The following is a 17,352-nucleotide window of genomic DNA, read 5'->3' on the forward strand; positions in this document are numbered from 1 at the left end:
GTTAGTTCGCTAACTTTTTATTAATCGCATCTACCATTGCATCTATAAATAATGGATGTGTATTTGGCATTGGTGGTCGTCTGTAATTTGCCCCAAGTTCTTCACAAACAACTTTACATTCATAATCGTTATCATATAGTACTTCTAAATGTTCTGTTACAAAGCCGACAGGAATATATACGAATGAACGGAATCCTTTTTCTTCATAAAGCTCACGAGTTAAATCTTGAACGTCTGGACCAAGCCAAGGTTCTGGTGTTTGTCCAGCTGATTGCCAACCAACTTCAACATTTTTTACCCCAGTAGCTTGCTGAATTAAACGTGCAGTTTCAATTAATTGTTCCTCATATGGATCTCCTGCAGCTTTAATTTTCTCTGGTAATGAATGATTCGAAACGATTAAGCATGCTTTTTCGCGCTCTTCCTCAGACATTTCAGCAAACGCATTGTTTACCACCTGTTTCCAGTACTCAATAAACTTCGGCTCATTGTACCAAGCTTCAACTGAAGTTAGCTTCATCGAGCTGCCTAATTTTTCAATCATTTCCTGCGCACGGCCATTATATGATTTGATTGAGAAAGTTGAGAAGTGCGGTGCTAAAACAATCGATACCGCTTCTTCAATTCCTTCTTTAACCATAGCTTCCACAGCATCTTCAATAAAAGGTTCAATATGTTTTAAACCGATAAATACTTTATATTCAACTTCATTTTGTACTTCATTTAAACGTTTACAAAGAGTTTCAGCTTGTAATTGCGTCATTTTTGCAAGTGGAGAAAGCCCACCAATTGCCTTATAACGGCTTTTTAAATCTTCTAAATGCTCTTCTGAAGGTTTGCGTCCATGACGAATGTGTGTATAGTATCTTTCAATATCTTCTTCTTTATATGGAGTGCCATATGCCATCACTAATAATCCACGTACGGGTTTCATAAATTTCACCTCAAATTTTTTTACAATTTCACTAAATTATATTAACACATTAATCCATTTGACCTATTTGTTGACGACTGTATTCATGGATAAGTGTAGTAAGACGTTTTAATACATCAGGATTTACTTCTGGGAAAACCCCATGACCTAGGTTAAAGATGTGGCCAGGTACTTCCAACCCTTGATCGATAATATTTTTCGTACGTTGCTCAATTACAGACCAATCTGCTAAAAGCAATGATGGATCAAGGTTGCCCTGTACAGCTTTATTTACACCTAATTCGCGTGCTTTTCGTATAGGCATGCGCCAATCTAGTCCAACTACATCAATTGGAAGGTCATTCCATTCATTTACTAAATGGCTTGCACCAACACCAAATTGAATTAAAGGAACGTTTTCCTTTCGTAGTTCTGCAAAAATCCGAGTCATAATCGGTTTAATAAATACACGATAATCCTCAACATTTAAGGCACCAACCCAAGAGTCGAATACTTGAATTGCTTTTGCACCAGCTTCAACTTGAGCTGTAATGTCGGAAATTATCATATCTCCTAATTTATCCATTAATGCGAACCACGCTTGCGGCTGTGAAACCATGAATGATTTCGTTTTATTGTAATTTCTTGATGGGCCGCCTTCGATCATATAGCTAGCCAAAGTGAAAGGTGCTCCTGCAAAGCCAATTAATGGTACATTTAATTGTTCTTCAGTTAAAAGTTTAATTGTTTCTAGAACATATGGAGTATGTTCTTTCGCATTAAATTGACCAAGCTTTTCAACGTCTGCTGCTGAACGAATAGGATTTGAAATAACAGGTCCAACACCAGCTTTAATTTTCACATCAACGCCAATACCTGGTAGAGGTGTCACAATATCTTTATAAAGAATTGCAGCGTCAACATCATAGTTTTCTACCGGTAATCTCGTTACATATGCACACAGCTCAGGCTGATGTGTAATTTCCTCAAGTGAATATTTTTCTTTAATTTTTCTATATTCGGGTTGTGAACGTCCAGCTTGGCGCATATACCAAACTGGTGTGTATTCAGTACGTTCTCCTCTAGCTGCTCGCAATAATGTATCATTAATCGCTTTCATTTTTGTACCTTCCCCTCGAATTAATAAGCCCTCTGTTAAACTATTTACAAAAATTTTGCTATAAATTTACAAAGGCATGTTTTTATTCAGTATAGGCAATTCTATACAGAATAAGCTTTTAATATAGTGTTTGTTCATTGATATCCGTTTTCAAATATATACTTTTGCGTTTGTATTGTATAGTTTTATCGACCAAATGTCATAAAATTGTTCGTTAATGCAAAATTTTTAATCATTATTTTTTGACAGAAAATAGTATTATTCTTTAAATAAAATTATATAATTGTAAAATCTAACTAGAGAGGGGCTTACTAAAAGATGTTTGTATATATAACTTCAGGAACAGCAGATTATATGGAGAAGATGCGCAAGAAGTATGTTGAGAAGGAAAATATGATTATATTACACGGTTCAGGCAATTCTGTGCTTCTTCATGAATCAGAAAAAAAATCACTATTTGCTACACCTCGCAAATACGAAGTAATCGATCAAGTAAACGTTCTTGAACAAAGAGGCTATTTTGTTTTAAATAATATACCTGTATCGGATGAAGGCAGGCCTATATTTGAACAACGTTTTTTAAATCGTGCCCGTGCAATCGAAAATGAACCAGGATTTATCGCATTTCGCCTTTTGCGTCCACTCGATTCAGACACATACATCGTACTAACTCAATGGACTGGTCCGAATTCATATGAAGCTTGGAATAACTCTCAGTCTTTTAAAAATGCCCATAGTAAACCCGATTCAGCTCCCGGCGTTAAAAAACAAAATATTTTCAATGCAGCAAGTTATATTACTACCTATTCTGGGAAGGTATCTGAAGAATAAATAAAAGTTATTTTAACTGTAAGAACAGTACAATTGGGCATCGTGCTGAATTGTACTGTTTTATTATAAGATTTTACATGCTGTTTTTTCTTCAAAGGAGCTGTTATTTAACACGGGTTCGGAACTTTTCATATGGTTTTTATTCATATTTATATGGGTTTATTTTTTTACGCGGTTTTCTCACTTTTTTACGCGGTTTGCTCAATTATTTACGCGGATTTATTTTTTTACGCGGTTGCCGTGCTTTTTTACGCGGTTTACTCTATTATTTACGCGGGTTCGCCCTATTTTTACGCGATTTCCACTCATTTTTACGCGGGTTTATTTTTTTACGCGGTTTTCTCGCTTTTTTACGCGGTTTCCTCAATTATTTACGCGGGTCCGCCCTATTTTTACGCGATTTCCACTCATTTTTACGCGGATTTATTTTTTTACGCGGTTTTTCCTCACTTATTTACGCGGTTTTCTCAATTATTTACGCGGGTCCGCCCTATTTTTACGCGATTTCCATTCATATTTACGCGGGTTTATTTTTCATGCGGTTTCTACTTGTTTTTACGCAAATCTATTTAAACTAAAAAAATAAAAGTGCCGTAAAAGCAATTTAACATACTTGCTTCTACAGCACTTTTTTATTCACGTGAAGGATCTTTAGACATTATAAATGTTATTTCACTTATTAATATAACAACAATCGCAGGTACAAAAAATAATGGTTGTTCAATAGCACAAATTAGAACAATGAATGCTTGTACTACCATAAAAATGCGTAATACTTTTTGAACAGCTTTTTTTCTAAGATTGCTATCAATTGGATAAAGCCTATCCATTCGAAAGTCTGAAGATGACAGCAGCGCATATTTTAATTGAAGCGTTGTTGCAAAGGATAAAGCACCGGCTACAACCCATATAACAATTGGAATATTGACAAAAATTGCTATCACCCCAGAGATAAACGTTAAGCGAACCCAGAGATAAAAATGGTCATCTGTGCGGATAAACGTTCTGAACACTAAATAATTATGAGCATTTTCTTTTTTATATGGTATTAAATTATAAACAAAGTTTAGCCAGCCACGACGTCGAATTGACCCCCGTAAATGTGGTACATCAGTAAAGTAGTTTGCAAAGCGATAGAACCCCATCATACGGTTTTGTTCTAATTTTACAAAATGCTCATAAGGCACTGGCTGTACCTTAACCCTTCTTTTCAACGAGCTATTATAGAAAATCAATAACACTACAAAAATAATAGCCAATGCAAAATTAGAAGAGAGCATCGCTTGAACTGTTAGTATTGAAATGACTACTCTAACAATTCGATCTACAAACGTATTGCTCCCTCGATTGCAATAGCGATAATTAAATTCAATTTGCACATTCAAATATTTTAAAATAACGACCACAGCTAGCCCCAGCCAAATAAATGTAGAGGATAGCTCTGTTACTGTATTTAATAATGGGATACCTATAATGTAAACAACAACCGCAAGTCCTACTTGAGACCAAAATGTCCAGTTGAGCGCTCTATTAAAGAAATAGGACATTTTAGATTCCAAAGGTAATAAATACACTTGGTCAGGTTCTCGCAATAACGTAACAGGACGACTGAATGCTAAAATAAGGCCGACAATAGCCGCTACAACCCATTCACCAGGAAACGCATCAGAAACAACTTTTAACCACTCACTATATTGATATCCAACCGCACCAATGACAAAGACTAGTACGAGCGCCAAATGCCCTGTGAAAACAAAGCGCATATATTTTTGCACTTCATTTATATAGTGATTAAATCGTTTTGACCAAACTTCCTGCAAATTATTCATTATAGGTCTCCTCGGTCATTGCGATATATAAATCATCTAATGTAGCATTTGGCATATTAAAGCTTTTTCTTAAATCATCCATCGTCCCTTGTGCACGAACTTGTCCTTCATGCAATAAAATAATTCGGTCACAATGCTTTTCAGCAGTCGATAAAATATGCGTGGACATTAAAATTGAAGCGCCTTCCTTTTTCTTCTCATCCACTTGATCAAGCAAAGACTGAATACCAAGAGGATCAAGGCCGACAAACGGCTCATCAATAATATAAAGCTGAGGATTAACTAGGAACGCACACATTATCATTACTTTTTGACGCATTCCTTTTGAAAAATGCGAAGGAAACCAATTAAGACGCTTCTCCATTCTGAATTCCTTTAGTAATTCCTGTGAACGATTTTTTAGTGTATTTTCATCTATTCCATAAGCCATTGCAGTTAATTCAAGGTGCTCTTTTAAAGTTAATTCATCATATAATACTGGCGTTTCAGGTATATAAGAAAATGATGATCGATATAAATCAATATTTTCATTTAACGTTACGCCATTTAATCGAATTTCTCCTCGTTGTGGAAGGAGTGTACCGATAATATGCTTTATCGTTGTACTTTTTCCCGCACCATTTAAACCAATTAATCCAACTAGCTCTCCTTTTTCTATAGAAAAAGATAAATCTTTAATTACTGGTTTTCTCGTATAGCCGCCTGTAACATCAGTTAGTTGTAACAATGTCATTTTTTAACGTCACTCCTATTCTTTCTACAGTTTAACAAAAAATGCGAATGGAATCAGTTGTCATATGTTAAAATAAATTAAAACTTGTTTGAAAGGATGTTTCCTATGAGCGATTGCATTTTTTGCAAGATTATTGATGGTACTATTCCAAGCGTGAAAGTCTATGAAGATGAGAACGTCTATGCTTTCATGGATGTTGCACCTTTAACGAAAGGTCATACTTTATTAATTCCAAAACAACATGTAAAAGATCTTTTTGAAATGCCAGAGGAAGTAGCAAAAAATCTATATGGAGCTGCACCAAAAATCGCTAATGCAATTAAATCGGCATTTAACCCTGCTGGTATGAATACATTAAATAATAATGATGCGTTTGCCGGACAAACTGTTTTCCACTACCACTTACATTTTATACCACGCTACGATGAAAATGATGGACTAAAAGTAAAATGGGAAACAAAACAAAACGAATTTACACCTGAAGCATTACAATCAATTGCTGCACAAATTCATGATAAATTAAATGCTTAGTATCTTGAATTAACCGAAAATACTATAAATTTCAGCAAAGATTCAACTATGAAACATCTCTCTTTAAAGAATATGAAACTATGTTTTTTCTATTCTATTACATGAGGTTGCAAATTATTTATTTTACAATTAAAATCATATGTAAGTTTCGCTAACGGCAAAGAGTGCACGTTGGGAAATGGATGAGCATAGAACTGCAGAGGAGAGATTTGAATTGAATACAAAGAATCTTGTTTTAATGGCGCTTTTAGTTGGTGTAGGAGCTGCGCTTTATCTAATTATCCCAGGCTACGGTGAGGGGATGAAACCGGACTTTATGCTAACAATGATGTTTATCGGAATATTATTATTCCCTACATTTAAAGAAACATTTTTATTAGCAATTACGACTGGTGTCCTTTCCGGATTATTTTCATCATTCCCTGGTGGATTTGTACCAAATATAATTGATAAAGTTGTTACAGGCATAATCTTTTTTGTTGTTGTTGTTTTATTACGACATGCCGCACAAAAGGTTGCAGTTGGAACTGTATTAGTTTGCTTAGGAACACTTCTTTCTGGAGTAACTTTCCTATCTATGGCACTAGTATTAGTAGGTTTACCTGGCGATGCTGCTTTTGGTGTACTTTTCGCAACTGTAGTATTACCGGCTGTTGTTTTAAATGCTGTTGCATTTATCATCATCTACCCAATTATCACAAGTCTATTAAAACGCTCGAACTTCAACACATCGGTTTCACAAGCGTAGTTAGTTAGTGTAGACAAAGTCTTTCATATGACTTTGTCTACACTTATTTTTTTGGCTTTAAACGAATTTCCTTATAGCATTTTTAACAGCCACTTCAGCTTTTTTAATTTGCCTTTTCATGGTTTAATAAGTTTAAGAATAGTAAAATTTTTTAAATAGAAAGTGATTACCTATCCCATATTAAGTAATAACTATACAAGTAAAATAAGGAGATGACTAATATGCGCGGAAAACCATTTTTAATCGGATTATCAACAGGAGTTATTGGAGGAATCGCAGCAATTTTATTGACAACACCACAATCTGGACAGCAGATCCGTTCGAATATCGTTTCAAATGCAAAAAAAACAAAGACGACTTTAAAAGAAATGAAAGTGCATTCACAATCATTAAAAGAGTCTTTTTCGACATTAAAATATGAAGCGAAAAATAATATACCAAAAATAATTAATGACTTAAAATATTCTATTACCAATTTCAGGGATGAAATCGAACCTGAAACATTAAAGTTAAAAGAAGAAATAGCAGGATTGCAGAAAACCATTACAGAAATCGAGAATAATCTTTCAGAAATAAATAATAAAAAGAAAAATGAATAGATAGATTTATACTCAAAATTACCTAAAAAATATCGTTTCATTAAGTAATTTTCAATCATTTTTAAGTAATTTATGGCATTTTTTAGGCAACTTCCAATTATTTAATTTTTCTAACTTTAAACTTTTTTCTTTTATTGCTATAATATTTTCATAATGTTAATGAAAGAAGAAGGTGATTGCTTTGTCTGATGAAACATACACAATGAAGGAAGCAATGCTTTATAGTCAAAGAATTGCTCAATTGTCAAAAGCACTTTGGAAAGCTGTAGAAAAAGACTGGCAACAATGGATTAAACCTTATGATTTAAACATCAATGAACATCACATTTTATGGATCTCATACCATTTAAAGGGCGCATCTATTTCAGATGTTGCGAGATTTGGCGTAATGCATGTTTCAACCGCTTTCAATTTTTCGAAAAAGCTAGAAGAAAGAGGCTTATTGAAGTTTTCAAAACGTGATGACGACAAACGCAATACATATGTCGAACTCACAGAAAAAGGTACCGAGCTTATTTTACTTATGTATGATCATTATTACGATACACATCATTCAATCCTTGAAGGCTCACTAGCATTAAAAGAATTATATGGTAGATTCCCAGAGTTTTTAGATGTGATGGCCGTAATTCGAAACATTTATGGTGAAGATTTTATCGAAATCTTTGAACGATCATTCAAAAACTTTAAAGAATCTTTAGTTGAAGAGGCTGACACAGTTAGTGTTAAAAGATAAATAAATTACTTGATAAACTTACTAGGTGAATGAATAATTTACAAAATGTCAAGGATTACTATGAGTGTAGCGATACACTCTTTTTCTTTTTCCTGAATTGTTTGTTTTAAAAGTATAGTATTTCACCTTTTTTTCATATACAATATTTTCACTATCACTCGTTAAAGGGGTTATCAAATTTGCATTGCTGGAAAACAATTAACATTAAAACGGAATATGGAACAGCATGGCTATCAATTATGTCTGTAACTTTATTTGTCATCGTGTTTTCATTTTCATTTGTATTATTTGATCGGATACACCCTACCCTTTACCGGGATGATTATTTTTGGCTTTTTTCTATATCCGTCATCCTACTTTATCCATTTCATAAAGTTGTCCATTATTTTTCATTATTCGAATATAGAAAATCTGTAAAACTACGCATCCGAATTGATCATAAATTTATCCCAATTATCCGTATGCGTATTAAGACATTAATTCCAAAAAGACGTTATATATTAACATTACTTGCACCATTTATTTTAATAAATTGCATATTAGTTATTCTCTTATTAGCTTACCCGCAATTTACACATTATATATGTTTATTGCTTTCGTATCATTGTAGTATTTGCTTAATCGACATACTATATGTTAAAAATTTAATACTTGCACCAAAAAACTCGGTAATTGAAGAAACTCCAAAAGGGTACGAAATTTTAGTTCCGCCTGCGCTATAAAAGTGTATTTGCTTGTATTATTTTAACTTTTTTTGTTATCCTTAAAGGAAGTGAAAGAGGGGAGGAATAGACTTGCTACTTCTAGTTGTAGTGCTATTCTCGGTGTTTTATTTATTTCAAATTAATCGTATGACATATGCACTTGTTATACAGAAAGAAATACCAGAAGAAAAACATGAAAAAATATTCCGTACAATTAATGTACTTATAACTATTCTATTAGTTTCCTTTTATATTGAAGTATCCTTCGCTATGTAAGTTTCGAATCGCAATTCGAACAATAAAAAGAGCTAAAGGCGTTTGCCTTTAGCTCCCAGTTGTATTTATACTTGTTAAATATTAGTAGATGAACGCTGCACCAACAATAATTAATAAGATGAACAATACAACTAATAACGCAAATCCATTACCATGGCCGTATTCGCCACCACCGTAGTTGCCTCCCATCACGACACCCCCTTTCAAAGTCTATATTATGCACCCGTGTTATTGGTACCTAGGCAAACGAACATGCAACCATTTTGTTTTTTAATCGTTTATGTTATAGTTACTATTGATTTAACTGATTTTAAATGATGTTAGGAGAGTATTATACCGATGAAAAAACCATTATTAGCATTAACACTTGCTACTTCTGTCTTCGCACTAGCTGCATGTAACTCGGGCGATGAAGTAGTTGTATCAACAACGTATGGCGATATTACAAAAGATCAATTTTATGAAGACATAAAAAACCTTGCTGGGAATGCATTATTAGAACAAGTAGTCATTGAACAAATTCTTGAAAATAACTATGAAGTAACAGATGAAGAAGTGGAAGAACAATTCAATACTGTTAAAGAACAATATGGTGACTCTTTCCAATCAGTATTAGAAGCAAACGGCCTAACTGAAAGTGCATTCAAGGATAATGTACGTTTCTCACTTCTACAAGAAAAAGCTACAAAAGATGTTGAAGTAACAGACGAAGAAATTAAAAACTACTATGAACAAGGTAAATATGAATTAAATGCCCGTCATATTTTAGTTGCAGATGAAGAAACTGCAAATGAAGTAGTTGAGAAGCTTAACAATGGTGGAGACTTCGCTAAATTAGCGGAAGAATATTCTCAAGATGGATCAGCTTCTAACGGCGGAGAACTTGGTTGGTTTACTGTTGGCTCAATGGTTCCAGAATTTAACGATGCTGCTTATGCATTAGAAGTTAATGAAATTAGTGAACCAGTAAAATCACAATTCGGCTACCATATTATCCAAGTTACGGACAAGCGTGAAGTTAAAGATTACGGCACTTTAGAAGAGAAAAAAGATGAAATTAAAGAAGCAATTGCAGCTACTAAAGGCGACTGGAATGCAAAAATCAAAGAGTTAGTAAAAGAAGCTGATATCGATATTAAAGATGAAGACTTAAAAGCAGCTTTAGATCACTACACAACATCATCAGATTCTGACGGAGCTAAAGAAGATTCAAAAGAAGAGACTAAAGAAGAAGCTAAATAATAAAATAATAATAAACAAAACACACCGTGTAACTTTTATGCGGTGTGTTTTGTTCTGAATAATCCCAGTAGCATAGGGTTTTGCGTTTATGATACTTGTATTCTTTATTTAAGCTTTCTTTACAAACTCTGATTTTAATTTCATTGCACCAAACCCATCAATCTTACAATCAATATTGTGATCTCCTTCAACCAATCGAATATTTTTTACCTTCGTCCCTATTTTCAAAGTAGATGAACTCCCTTTTACTTTTAAATCCTTCATAACCACAACCGCGTCGCCATCTACTAAAATATTGCCATTTGCATCTTTAACAACTAAACCTTCTTCAACCTGCTCATCTACTGTCCATTCATATGCACATTCTGGACAAATGAAAAGCTCTCCATCTTGATACGTATATTGTGAGTTACATTTCAGGCAATTTGGTAAATTCAATTTTATATCCTCCATTTTCCATTTATAAAAGTATATATAAGGTTATATTACTTTTCAATCTTTTTAATTTATAGACCGCCAAAGCGTATGTAATCAAAAAAGAGACACCCCAACTTTGGGATGCCTTCAAAATTATTTATTCAAACGTTGGCTTATAGAATGAACGATTGTCTAATGCAAATAATCTTTCTGTAAATTCGCCAGGTTTAGTTTTTGACAATGCTCTTGTTAACATATTCATTTTTGCATCAATATTATCAATGTAATGAAGAATTTCAGCCTCTTGAATCATTGGCTTTTTCGGGCTTCCCCATTCTTCTTTACCATGATGAGAAAGAACAATGTGTTTTAATACTACTACTTCCTCACCTTCAATACCCAACTCTTTTGCTGCTTGACCTATCTCATCCACCATAATTGAAATATGGCCTAATAAATTACCCTCTACTGTATAAGAAGTTGCAATAGGGCCTGTAAGTTCCTTTACCTTACCTACATCGTGCAGAATTATTCCGGCATAAATTAAATCACGGTTTAAGGACGGATATAAGTCACAAATCGTCTTTCCAAGCCGCAGCATTGATACAACATGATCGAGCAAACCTGAAGCATAATCATGGTGGTTTTTAGATGCAGCTGGAAAAACTATTAGCTCAGGTTGATGCTTTTTAATTAAATATCTAGTAATTCTAGAAATACTAGGATTCTTAATTTCAAAGAAAAATTGTGTTAACTCCTCAAAAAGTTCCTCTTTAGGGGTAGTAGAAGAAGGCAATAAATCATTAATTTGAATTCCTTCATCAGCCTTCGCAACTCTTATTTGCTTAATGCGAAGTTGATTTTTTCCCCTATAGTCATGAATTTCTCCACCAATATGGACAATTACTTCTGGTTGGTAAATTTTTTCATGCTCTTCATTTGTATCCCAAAGCTTCGCCTCTATATCCCCACTCTTATCTTGTAAGATGAGTGTCATGAAAGGTTTTCCTACTGTTGTAACTCCTTTTATAGCTTGTTTAATTAATAGAAACTGATTAACTGGCTCACCCGCTTGGAGTTGTGTAATTCCTTTCATAAGCAAACACTCCTTTATTCGTTTATTACTTTTTATTCTCTTTTTCTTAATTCTATTGTAACATGGGAACACAACTGAAACGATTGAAAACATAATGAACTCTATATAAAACTAATATTCCTTTAATACATCGATAAATCGATATTTTTCATGAATTATCTCAATATATTATGTATAATGTTAATATCTTCTATCTAAAGGGGTTGGATACTATGGAGAATTATCGTTTTACAGCATTTGAAAAAACAGGGGAAGTTTTATTCGATGAAGTATGGACTTTTGAAAGCGAAGCACTGGCAAAAGTAGAAGGACAAAAAAAAATTGAAGAAATGGCAGTAGCCGATAAAACCCATCGACTTGTGAATTCTTCAGGGAAGCTTATTCTATTTCATATTTAAGAGCGATATTGTCATAAATTAGGGCGATAACTTCACAAACATGGGCGATATTGTTAATCAGGACGGTAACTTCACAAACATGGGCGATATTGTTAATCAGGGCGGTAACTTCACAAATGAAATATAATACGATATAAATTCAAAAATCGAGGCGATCCAAATTTTCGAACCGCCTCGATTTTTTATTTACCTTTAAATTGCTGTGTACGTTTTTCTATAAAGGCTTTAATTCCTTCCAAGTGATCATCTGTTTTTCTCATTCTCGATTGAGCAGCTGCTTCCATTTCCAAAACTTTTTTAAGCTCTGGCAGCTTTTGGGCATGCAAAATTGCTTTAGTTTCAAGTACCGCTAAAATAGGAGACGCAAGGAATTTACCAACTATCTGGTCTACCGTAGCTTCCATCTCCCCTTTTTCAACAATTTGATCAATTAATCCTAAATCTAAAGCTTCTTTTGGTTCCATAATGTTGCCTTGCCAAATTAATTGCTTTGCCTTAGTTATACCTACTCGCTCTTTCATAAAGAAGTGACCACCGCCATCTGGGACAAGTCCAATACCGATAAAATTCATTGCAAGCTTACTATTTTCTTCTACAACAATTACATCGCACCCAAGTGCCAAACTAAATCCTAACCCTGCTGCAGCACCTTGTATTTGAGCTACCGTCACCATCGGCAGTTGGTATAAAGCCAGTACCATTCGAGTTATGTAACCCATAATAATTTCAAAGTCGACTGGATCTCCTGATGTCATCATCATTTTGATGTCTCCACCAGCTGAGAATATTTTTCCTTCTCCCTTTATTACTAAAATTTGAACTTCTGGATTGTCCTTCAAAAACTCAAAACAATCAGCTAACTCCTGCATCATTAATAAATTCATTGCATTTGCTATTTTCGGTCTGTTAAACGTTAAAGTTGCACGTCTATCTGCAATATCAACTTTTATCGTTTCATATGCCACAAAGACCACCCCCAATTAATTAATGAACGTTCATTCAGTAACTATATTCAATTTCTTGTTTCACTTTTCCTTTATTTACTTAAATATTTCCCAACTTGTCTTCCTGTAAACAGGCATCCTCCAACAAAAGTACCCTCTAACGATCTGTAACCATGAACACCGCCTCCACCAAATCCACTCACCTCTCCCGCAGCAAATAATCCTTGAATTGGTTCTCCAGCTTCATTAAGCACTTGACCATTTAAGTTTGTTTGTAATCCACCCAACGTTTTTCGTGTTAAAATATTTAGCCTAACAGCAATAAGCGGACCATTTTCAGGGGCAAGTAATTTATGCGGTTTAGCTACTCGAATTAATTTATCTCCCACATAATTTCTCGCACTTTGAATTGCCATCACTTGCAAATCTTTTGTAAATTTATTATCCATCTCTCTATCTCTTGCAAGAATCTGATCCTTAATCTTAATAAAATCAATTAGTTCATTGCCCGCAAGTCTATTCATCCCATCCACTAAATCTTTTAAACTATCAGCAATGATAAAATCTTCACCATGGTCTTTAAATGCTTGCACAGGTACTGGAGGTCCTGGCAATACACGTTTTAATATTTGTTTTATACTCTTATTTGTAAGATCAGGATTTTGCTCAGAGCCAGATAAAGCAAATTCCTTTTCGATAATTTTTTCTGTTAATATGAACCAGGAATATTCATAACCTGTCTTTTGTATCGCTTCTAAAGTACTTAATGTATCAAAACCCGGAAAGTTAGGTGCATTAAATCGGTTTCCTAATGCGTCAAACCACATAGATGATGGACCGGGTAATATTCTTATCCCATGGTTTTTCCAAATCGGATTCCAATTTTTTAGTCCTTCTGTGTAATGCCACATGCGATCTCGATTTACAATTCGCGCGCCAGTATTTGCAGATATTTTTAACATACTTCCATCTACATAAGCGGGCACTCCCGATACCATACTTTTAGGCGGCGTACCAAGTCTAGTTGGCCAGTTTTCTCGAACAAGCTCTAAATTCGCTCCTATTCCTCCACTTGCTACAATGACAGCATCTCCATAATATTCGAAATCAGAAATTTCTACTCTGGAACTTTCTTGTCCACGTTGAATAGAGCTTTCTTCAAGAATTTTTCCTCGAATTCCGACAACTGAGCCATTCGTTGTAAGAAGTTCATCCACTTTATGCCGTGGTTTATACTGAATTTTCCCAACTTCTACAGCTTGCTCTACTTTTTTTGCAAAAGGCTCGACAAGTCCTGGGCCTGTTCCCCATACGATATGAAAACGAGGAACAGAGTTTCCATGCCCTCCTGCCAAAGAGCCACCTCTTTCTGCCCAACCTACAACAGGAAAAAATTTAATTCCAAGCGACTTTAACCATTGGTACTTTTCACCGGCTGCAAAATCAACATACGCCTTCGCCCACTGATATCCCCATTTATCTTCATCATCTAATCGATCAAACCCTGCAGTTCCCAGCCAATCTTGCCAAGCCAGCTCTTTGCTGTCTTTTATTCCAAGTCTTCTCTGTTCAGGTGAATCAACTAAAAATAATCCTCCAAATGACCAAAAGGCTTGCCCACCAATTGAATTTGCCGGTTCTTGATCAACAATTAATACATTTTTATTTGCGTCAATTAACTCACATGCCGCTGTCAATCCCGCAAGTCCAGCCCCAACAATAATGACATCATATTTCACACTTCCACCCCTTTGTAAAAGTTAATATAAAACTTCTTGATTCCCTTTTTATTTCCCTTTAATTGCAAGTTATTTTTTTGTTCATGTTATAAAGCTATCATTCGCTTTATTCACAAAGTTACTGAACATTTTTCTAACGAGAATTTTTGATATAATCGCTATAATATTCTGATTTCTCAACAGGAAATCACAACCGTGATAGTCATTTTCGAAAAATTAGAAAAACTCTATTATACGAACTTTATTCGCATTTAAATTGTTTAATGTTCGTGTTTTTAACGTTTACTTAAGCGTTTTCATAAGGAATTTTAATTTTTTTATTAAAATCTGTTGACAAAGCTGAACAATTGGGATTATGATGTTAACAATTAAATCAACGAAAAAATATTATGACGGAGACATGCTCCTTCATTTGGAATCTAAAGAGAGCTGATGGTTGGTGTAAATCAGCGTTTTCAATGACTGTAGTTCCACTCCCGAATTGATAGGCGGAAATTGTAGTATGCCATATCCGAATCATGCACGTTACGCATTTGCTTTCGAGGTTGTTTGAAATATTTATTGTATTTCAGCAACGAAAAAGGGTGGTACCGCGTAAGTAATGTTAAGTTAGCCTTTCGCCCCTTACATAATTGTAGGGAGTGAAAGGCTTTTTATATTTATTACCCTTTCCACAAGATGAGCTAGTGGTTTAGGTACAAAATTATCAAAATTATTTGGAAAAATTATTTTTAAAGGAGAGTTTTAATCAATGGTAACAAAAACTACAACTGCAACTAATGTAATTAACGTATTTATCGCTGACCCGTTAAGTGAAGATGGTATTTTCCCTCTTCGTCAGGAAACTGGACTAAACTTAAATGTCATTATAGATACAGGTCTTACAGCAGAACAATTAATCGCAAAAATCGAAGACATACATGTTTTACTTGTACGCAGCCAAACAAAAGTTACTCGTGAAATTATTGAAGCTGCTAAAAATTTAAAATTAATTGGTCGTGCGGGTGTTGGTGTTGATAATATCGACTTAGCTGCTGCAACTGAACATGGGATCATCGTAGTTAACGCACCAGATGGAAACACAAACTCTGCGGCAGAACATACAATTGCAATGATGACGTCTCTTGCTCGCCACATTCCTCAAGCTTATAATTCATTAAAAAATGGTAAGTGGGATCGTAAATCTTATGTTGGGGTTGAGCTTAAAAATAAAACTTTAGGTGTTGTTGGTTTCGGCCGTATCGGTGCAGAAGTTGCTTACCGCGCTAAAGGTCAACGTATGGAAGTGATGGCATATGACCCATTCTTAACAGAAGAACGTGCGAAAGAACTTGGCGTAACAAAAGCAACAGTTGAAGAAATTTGCGAAGCTGCAGATTTTATTACAGTGCATACTCCATTATTACCTGAAACACGCAACTTAATTAACAAAGAAAAATTCGCTATGATGAAAGATGGCGTACGTATTATTAACTGTGCTCGTGGTGGTATTATTAACGAAGATGACCTATACGATGCAATCGTAGAAGGAAAAGTAGCAGGTGCAGCCCTTGACGTATTCGTTGAAGAGCCTGCAACAGATCACAAACTATTAACGTTGCCGCAAGTAATTGCTACACCACATTTAGGTGCGTCAACAATTGAAGCTCAAGAATCTGTAGCAGTTGACGTCTCTAACGACATTATTAAATTCTTCAAAACAGGCACTGTAACAAACCCAGTTAATATGCCGTCAATTCCAAAAGAATTGCTTGCACAAGTAGAGCCATTCTTTGAATTAGCTGAAAAATTAGGAGCATTTTTATCTCAAGTTACTGCTGGCCCAGTAAAAGAAATCAACATTTCATATGCTGGTGAAGTTGCAAATTATGATGTTCGCCCGCTAACTGCAAACGGATTAAAAGGGCTATTAAAGAAAAACCATGGCGAACACGTAAACGATGTGAATGCACGCTACTTATCTGAGCGTGTTGGCATTAAAATTAATGAACATAAAACAACAACAGCAAAAGGCTTCACTAACTTAATTACAGTTGAAGTAAAAACTGAAAACGAAGTGCATTCAGTAGCTGGTACATTACTGAATGGTTTAGGTGCTCGTATCGTAAAAGTTGAAAACTATGTAGTAGACGTGATTCCACAAGGTCACTTATTATACATTAAAAACACTGACAAACCAGGTGCAATCGGGCGTGTAGCAACAAAGCTGGCTGAAAAAGAGATTAACATCGCAACAATGCAAGTAGGACGTGATCAAGTAGGCGGTACAGCTGTAATGATGCTTACAATTGATAATGAAGTTACGGCATTAGACTTGGAATATGTTGCTCAACTTGAAAATATTGATGAAGTAAAAGCAATTACATTATAACTTTATATTAAATCGGTTAAGAGCCACGCATATATTGCTGGCTCTCTTTTTATTGGCTCAATAAGTTTGGTATGAATACATAAATTTTCTTTCTAAGAGCAAAATAAATGAAATGTATGCAAAGA

The 17,352-nt window shown here is 34.6% G+C and carries 19 protein-coding genes; 10 read left to right on the forward strand and 9 right to left on the reverse strand.

The window, feature by feature from the left end; translation table 11 throughout:
• Position 1 precedes the first annotated feature (1 nt).
• Both hemH and hemE read right to left on the reverse strand, forming a co-directional pair.
• Complete coding sequence (gene hemH, locus EKG35_RS05355; RefSeq protein ID WP_126293426.1) at positions 2–934, reverse strand: ferrochelatase; 933 nt, start codon at positions 932–934, stop codon at positions 2–4.
• A gap of 49 nt (positions 935–983) precedes the next feature.
• On the reverse strand, positions 984–2,033 hold the full coding sequence (gene hemE / locus EKG35_RS05360; RefSeq protein ID WP_126293427.1) for a uroporphyrinogen decarboxylase: 1,050 nt from the start codon (positions 2,031–2,033) through the stop codon (positions 984–986).
• A 318-nt stretch (positions 2,034–2,351) separates the two neighbouring features.
• Here hemE and EKG35_RS05365 point away from each other — a divergent pair, with 318 nt between their 5' ends.
• Positions 2,352–2,864, forward strand: a complete 513-nt coding sequence (locus EKG35_RS05365; RefSeq protein WP_126293428.1) for an antibiotic biosynthesis monooxygenase family protein — start codon at positions 2,352–2,354, stop codon at positions 2,862–2,864.
• A 632-nt stretch (positions 2,865–3,496) separates the two neighbouring features.
• Here the strand turns inward: EKG35_RS05365 and EKG35_RS05370 are convergent.
• Positions 3,497–4,693 carry an ABC transporter permease gene (locus EKG35_RS05370; RefSeq protein ID WP_126293429.1) on the reverse strand — a complete coding sequence of 399 codons (1,197 nt, stop codon included), beginning with the start codon at positions 4,691–4,693 and terminating at the stop codon, positions 3,497–3,499.
• Positions 4,686–5,426 carry an ABC transporter ATP-binding protein gene (locus tag EKG35_RS05375; protein WP_126293430.1) on the reverse strand — a complete coding sequence of 247 codons (741 nt, stop codon included), beginning with the start codon at positions 5,424–5,426 and terminating at the stop codon, positions 4,686–4,688. The genes EKG35_RS05370 and EKG35_RS05375 overlap by 8 nt, the downstream gene beginning before the upstream one ends.
• 105 nt (positions 5,427–5,531) lie before the next feature.
• On the opposite strand from EKG35_RS05375, the gene EKG35_RS05380 reads away from it, so the two are divergent.
• The 6 genes from EKG35_RS05380 (at position 5,532) to EKG35_RS05405 (ending at position 9,020) form a co-directional block, all read left to right on the forward strand.
• Positions 5,532–5,957 (forward strand): HIT family protein, encoded by a 426-nt coding sequence (locus EKG35_RS05380; RefSeq protein WP_126293431.1) that lies wholly within the window; start codon positions 5,532–5,534, stop codon positions 5,955–5,957.
• Between the two features lie 214 nt (positions 5,958–6,171).
• The gene (locus EKG35_RS05385) at positions 6,172–6,705 is read left to right on the forward strand and encodes a tryptophan transporter (RefSeq protein ID WP_126293432.1); all 534 of its coding nucleotides are present in this window, start codon (positions 6,172–6,174) and stop codon (positions 6,703–6,705) included.
• Between the two features lie 221 nt (positions 6,706–6,926).
• Positions 6,927–7,304, forward strand: a complete 378-nt coding sequence (locus tag EKG35_RS05390) for a YtxH domain-containing protein (RefSeq protein WP_126293433.1) — start codon at positions 6,927–6,929, stop codon at positions 7,302–7,304.
• 175 nt (positions 7,305–7,479) lie between these two features.
• On the forward strand, positions 7,480–8,040 hold the full coding sequence (locus EKG35_RS05395) for an HTH-type transcriptional regulator Hpr (protein ID WP_185807654.1): 561 nt from the start codon (positions 7,480–7,482) through the stop codon (positions 8,038–8,040).
• A 179-nt stretch (positions 8,041–8,219) separates the two neighbouring features.
• Positions 8,220–8,762: a DUF3267 domain-containing protein gene (locus EKG35_RS05400; protein ID WP_126293435.1), complete on the forward strand. Its 543-nt coding sequence runs from the start codon at positions 8,220–8,222 to the stop codon at positions 8,760–8,762.
• Positions 8,763–8,834: 72 nt separating this feature from the next.
• Positions 8,835–9,020 carry a hypothetical protein gene (locus EKG35_RS05405; RefSeq protein WP_126293436.1) on the forward strand — a complete coding sequence of 62 codons (186 nt, stop codon included), beginning with the start codon at positions 8,835–8,837 and terminating at the stop codon, positions 9,018–9,020.
• A gap of 81 nt (positions 9,021–9,101) precedes the next feature.
• Here the strand turns inward: EKG35_RS05405 and EKG35_RS05410 are convergent, their stop codons facing one another.
• Positions 9,102–9,209, reverse strand: a complete 108-nt coding sequence (locus EKG35_RS05410) for a YjcZ family sporulation protein (RefSeq protein WP_126293437.1) — start codon at positions 9,207–9,209, stop codon at positions 9,102–9,104.
• A 150-nt stretch (positions 9,210–9,359) separates the two neighbouring features.
• On the opposite strand from EKG35_RS05410, the gene EKG35_RS05415 reads away from it, so the two are divergent.
• On the forward strand, positions 9,360–10,262 hold the full coding sequence (locus tag EKG35_RS05415; protein WP_126293438.1) for a peptidylprolyl isomerase: 903 nt from the start codon (positions 9,360–9,362) through the stop codon (positions 10,260–10,262).
• Between the two features lie 108 nt (positions 10,263–10,370).
• On the opposite strand, the gene EKG35_RS05420 is transcribed toward EKG35_RS05415, so the two are convergent.
• Positions 10,371–10,700 carry a zinc ribbon domain-containing protein YjdM gene (locus tag EKG35_RS05420; protein WP_246020203.1) on the reverse strand — a complete coding sequence of 110 codons (330 nt, stop codon included), beginning with the start codon at positions 10,698–10,700 and terminating at the stop codon, positions 10,371–10,373.
• Between the two features lie 136 nt (positions 10,701–10,836).
• On the reverse strand, positions 10,837–11,775 hold the full coding sequence (yhaM, locus tag EKG35_RS05425; protein ID WP_126293440.1) for a 3'-5' exoribonuclease YhaM: 939 nt from the start codon (positions 11,773–11,775) through the stop codon (positions 10,837–10,839).
• A gap of 212 nt (positions 11,776–11,987) precedes the next feature.
• Between yhaM and EKG35_RS05430 the strand changes: the two genes are divergently transcribed.
• A complete protein-coding gene (locus tag EKG35_RS05430; RefSeq protein WP_126293441.1) occupies positions 11,988–12,173 on the forward strand; it encodes a YhzD family protein in 186 nt (61 codons plus the stop codon).
• A 182-nt stretch (positions 12,174–12,355) separates the two neighbouring features.
• Here the strand turns inward: EKG35_RS05430 and EKG35_RS05435 are convergent, their stop codons facing one another.
• Both EKG35_RS05435 and EKG35_RS05440 read right to left on the reverse strand, forming a co-directional pair.
• Positions 12,356–13,138 (reverse strand): enoyl-CoA hydratase, encoded by a 783-nt coding sequence (locus tag EKG35_RS05435; protein ID WP_126293442.1) that lies wholly within the window; start codon positions 13,136–13,138, stop codon positions 12,356–12,358.
• 71 nt (positions 13,139–13,209) lie between these two features.
• Positions 13,210–14,856 carry an FAD-binding dehydrogenase gene (locus EKG35_RS05440; RefSeq protein ID WP_126293443.1) on the reverse strand — a complete coding sequence of 549 codons (1,647 nt, stop codon included), beginning with the start codon at positions 14,854–14,856 and terminating at the stop codon, positions 13,210–13,212.
• A 751-nt stretch (positions 14,857–15,607) separates the two neighbouring features.
• Between EKG35_RS05440 and serA the strand changes: the two genes are divergently transcribed.
• Positions 15,608–17,227, forward strand: coding sequence for a phosphoglycerate dehydrogenase (gene serA, locus EKG35_RS05445; protein WP_126293444.1), 1,620 nt, complete (start codon positions 15,608–15,610; stop codon positions 17,225–17,227).
• Positions 17,228–17,352 lie beyond the last annotated feature (125 nt).

The organism is Lysinibacillus telephonicus, assembly GCF_003966145.1.
Taxonomy (GTDB): Bacteria; Bacillota; Bacilli; order Bacillales_A; family Planococcaceae; genus Ureibacillus; species Ureibacillus telephonicus.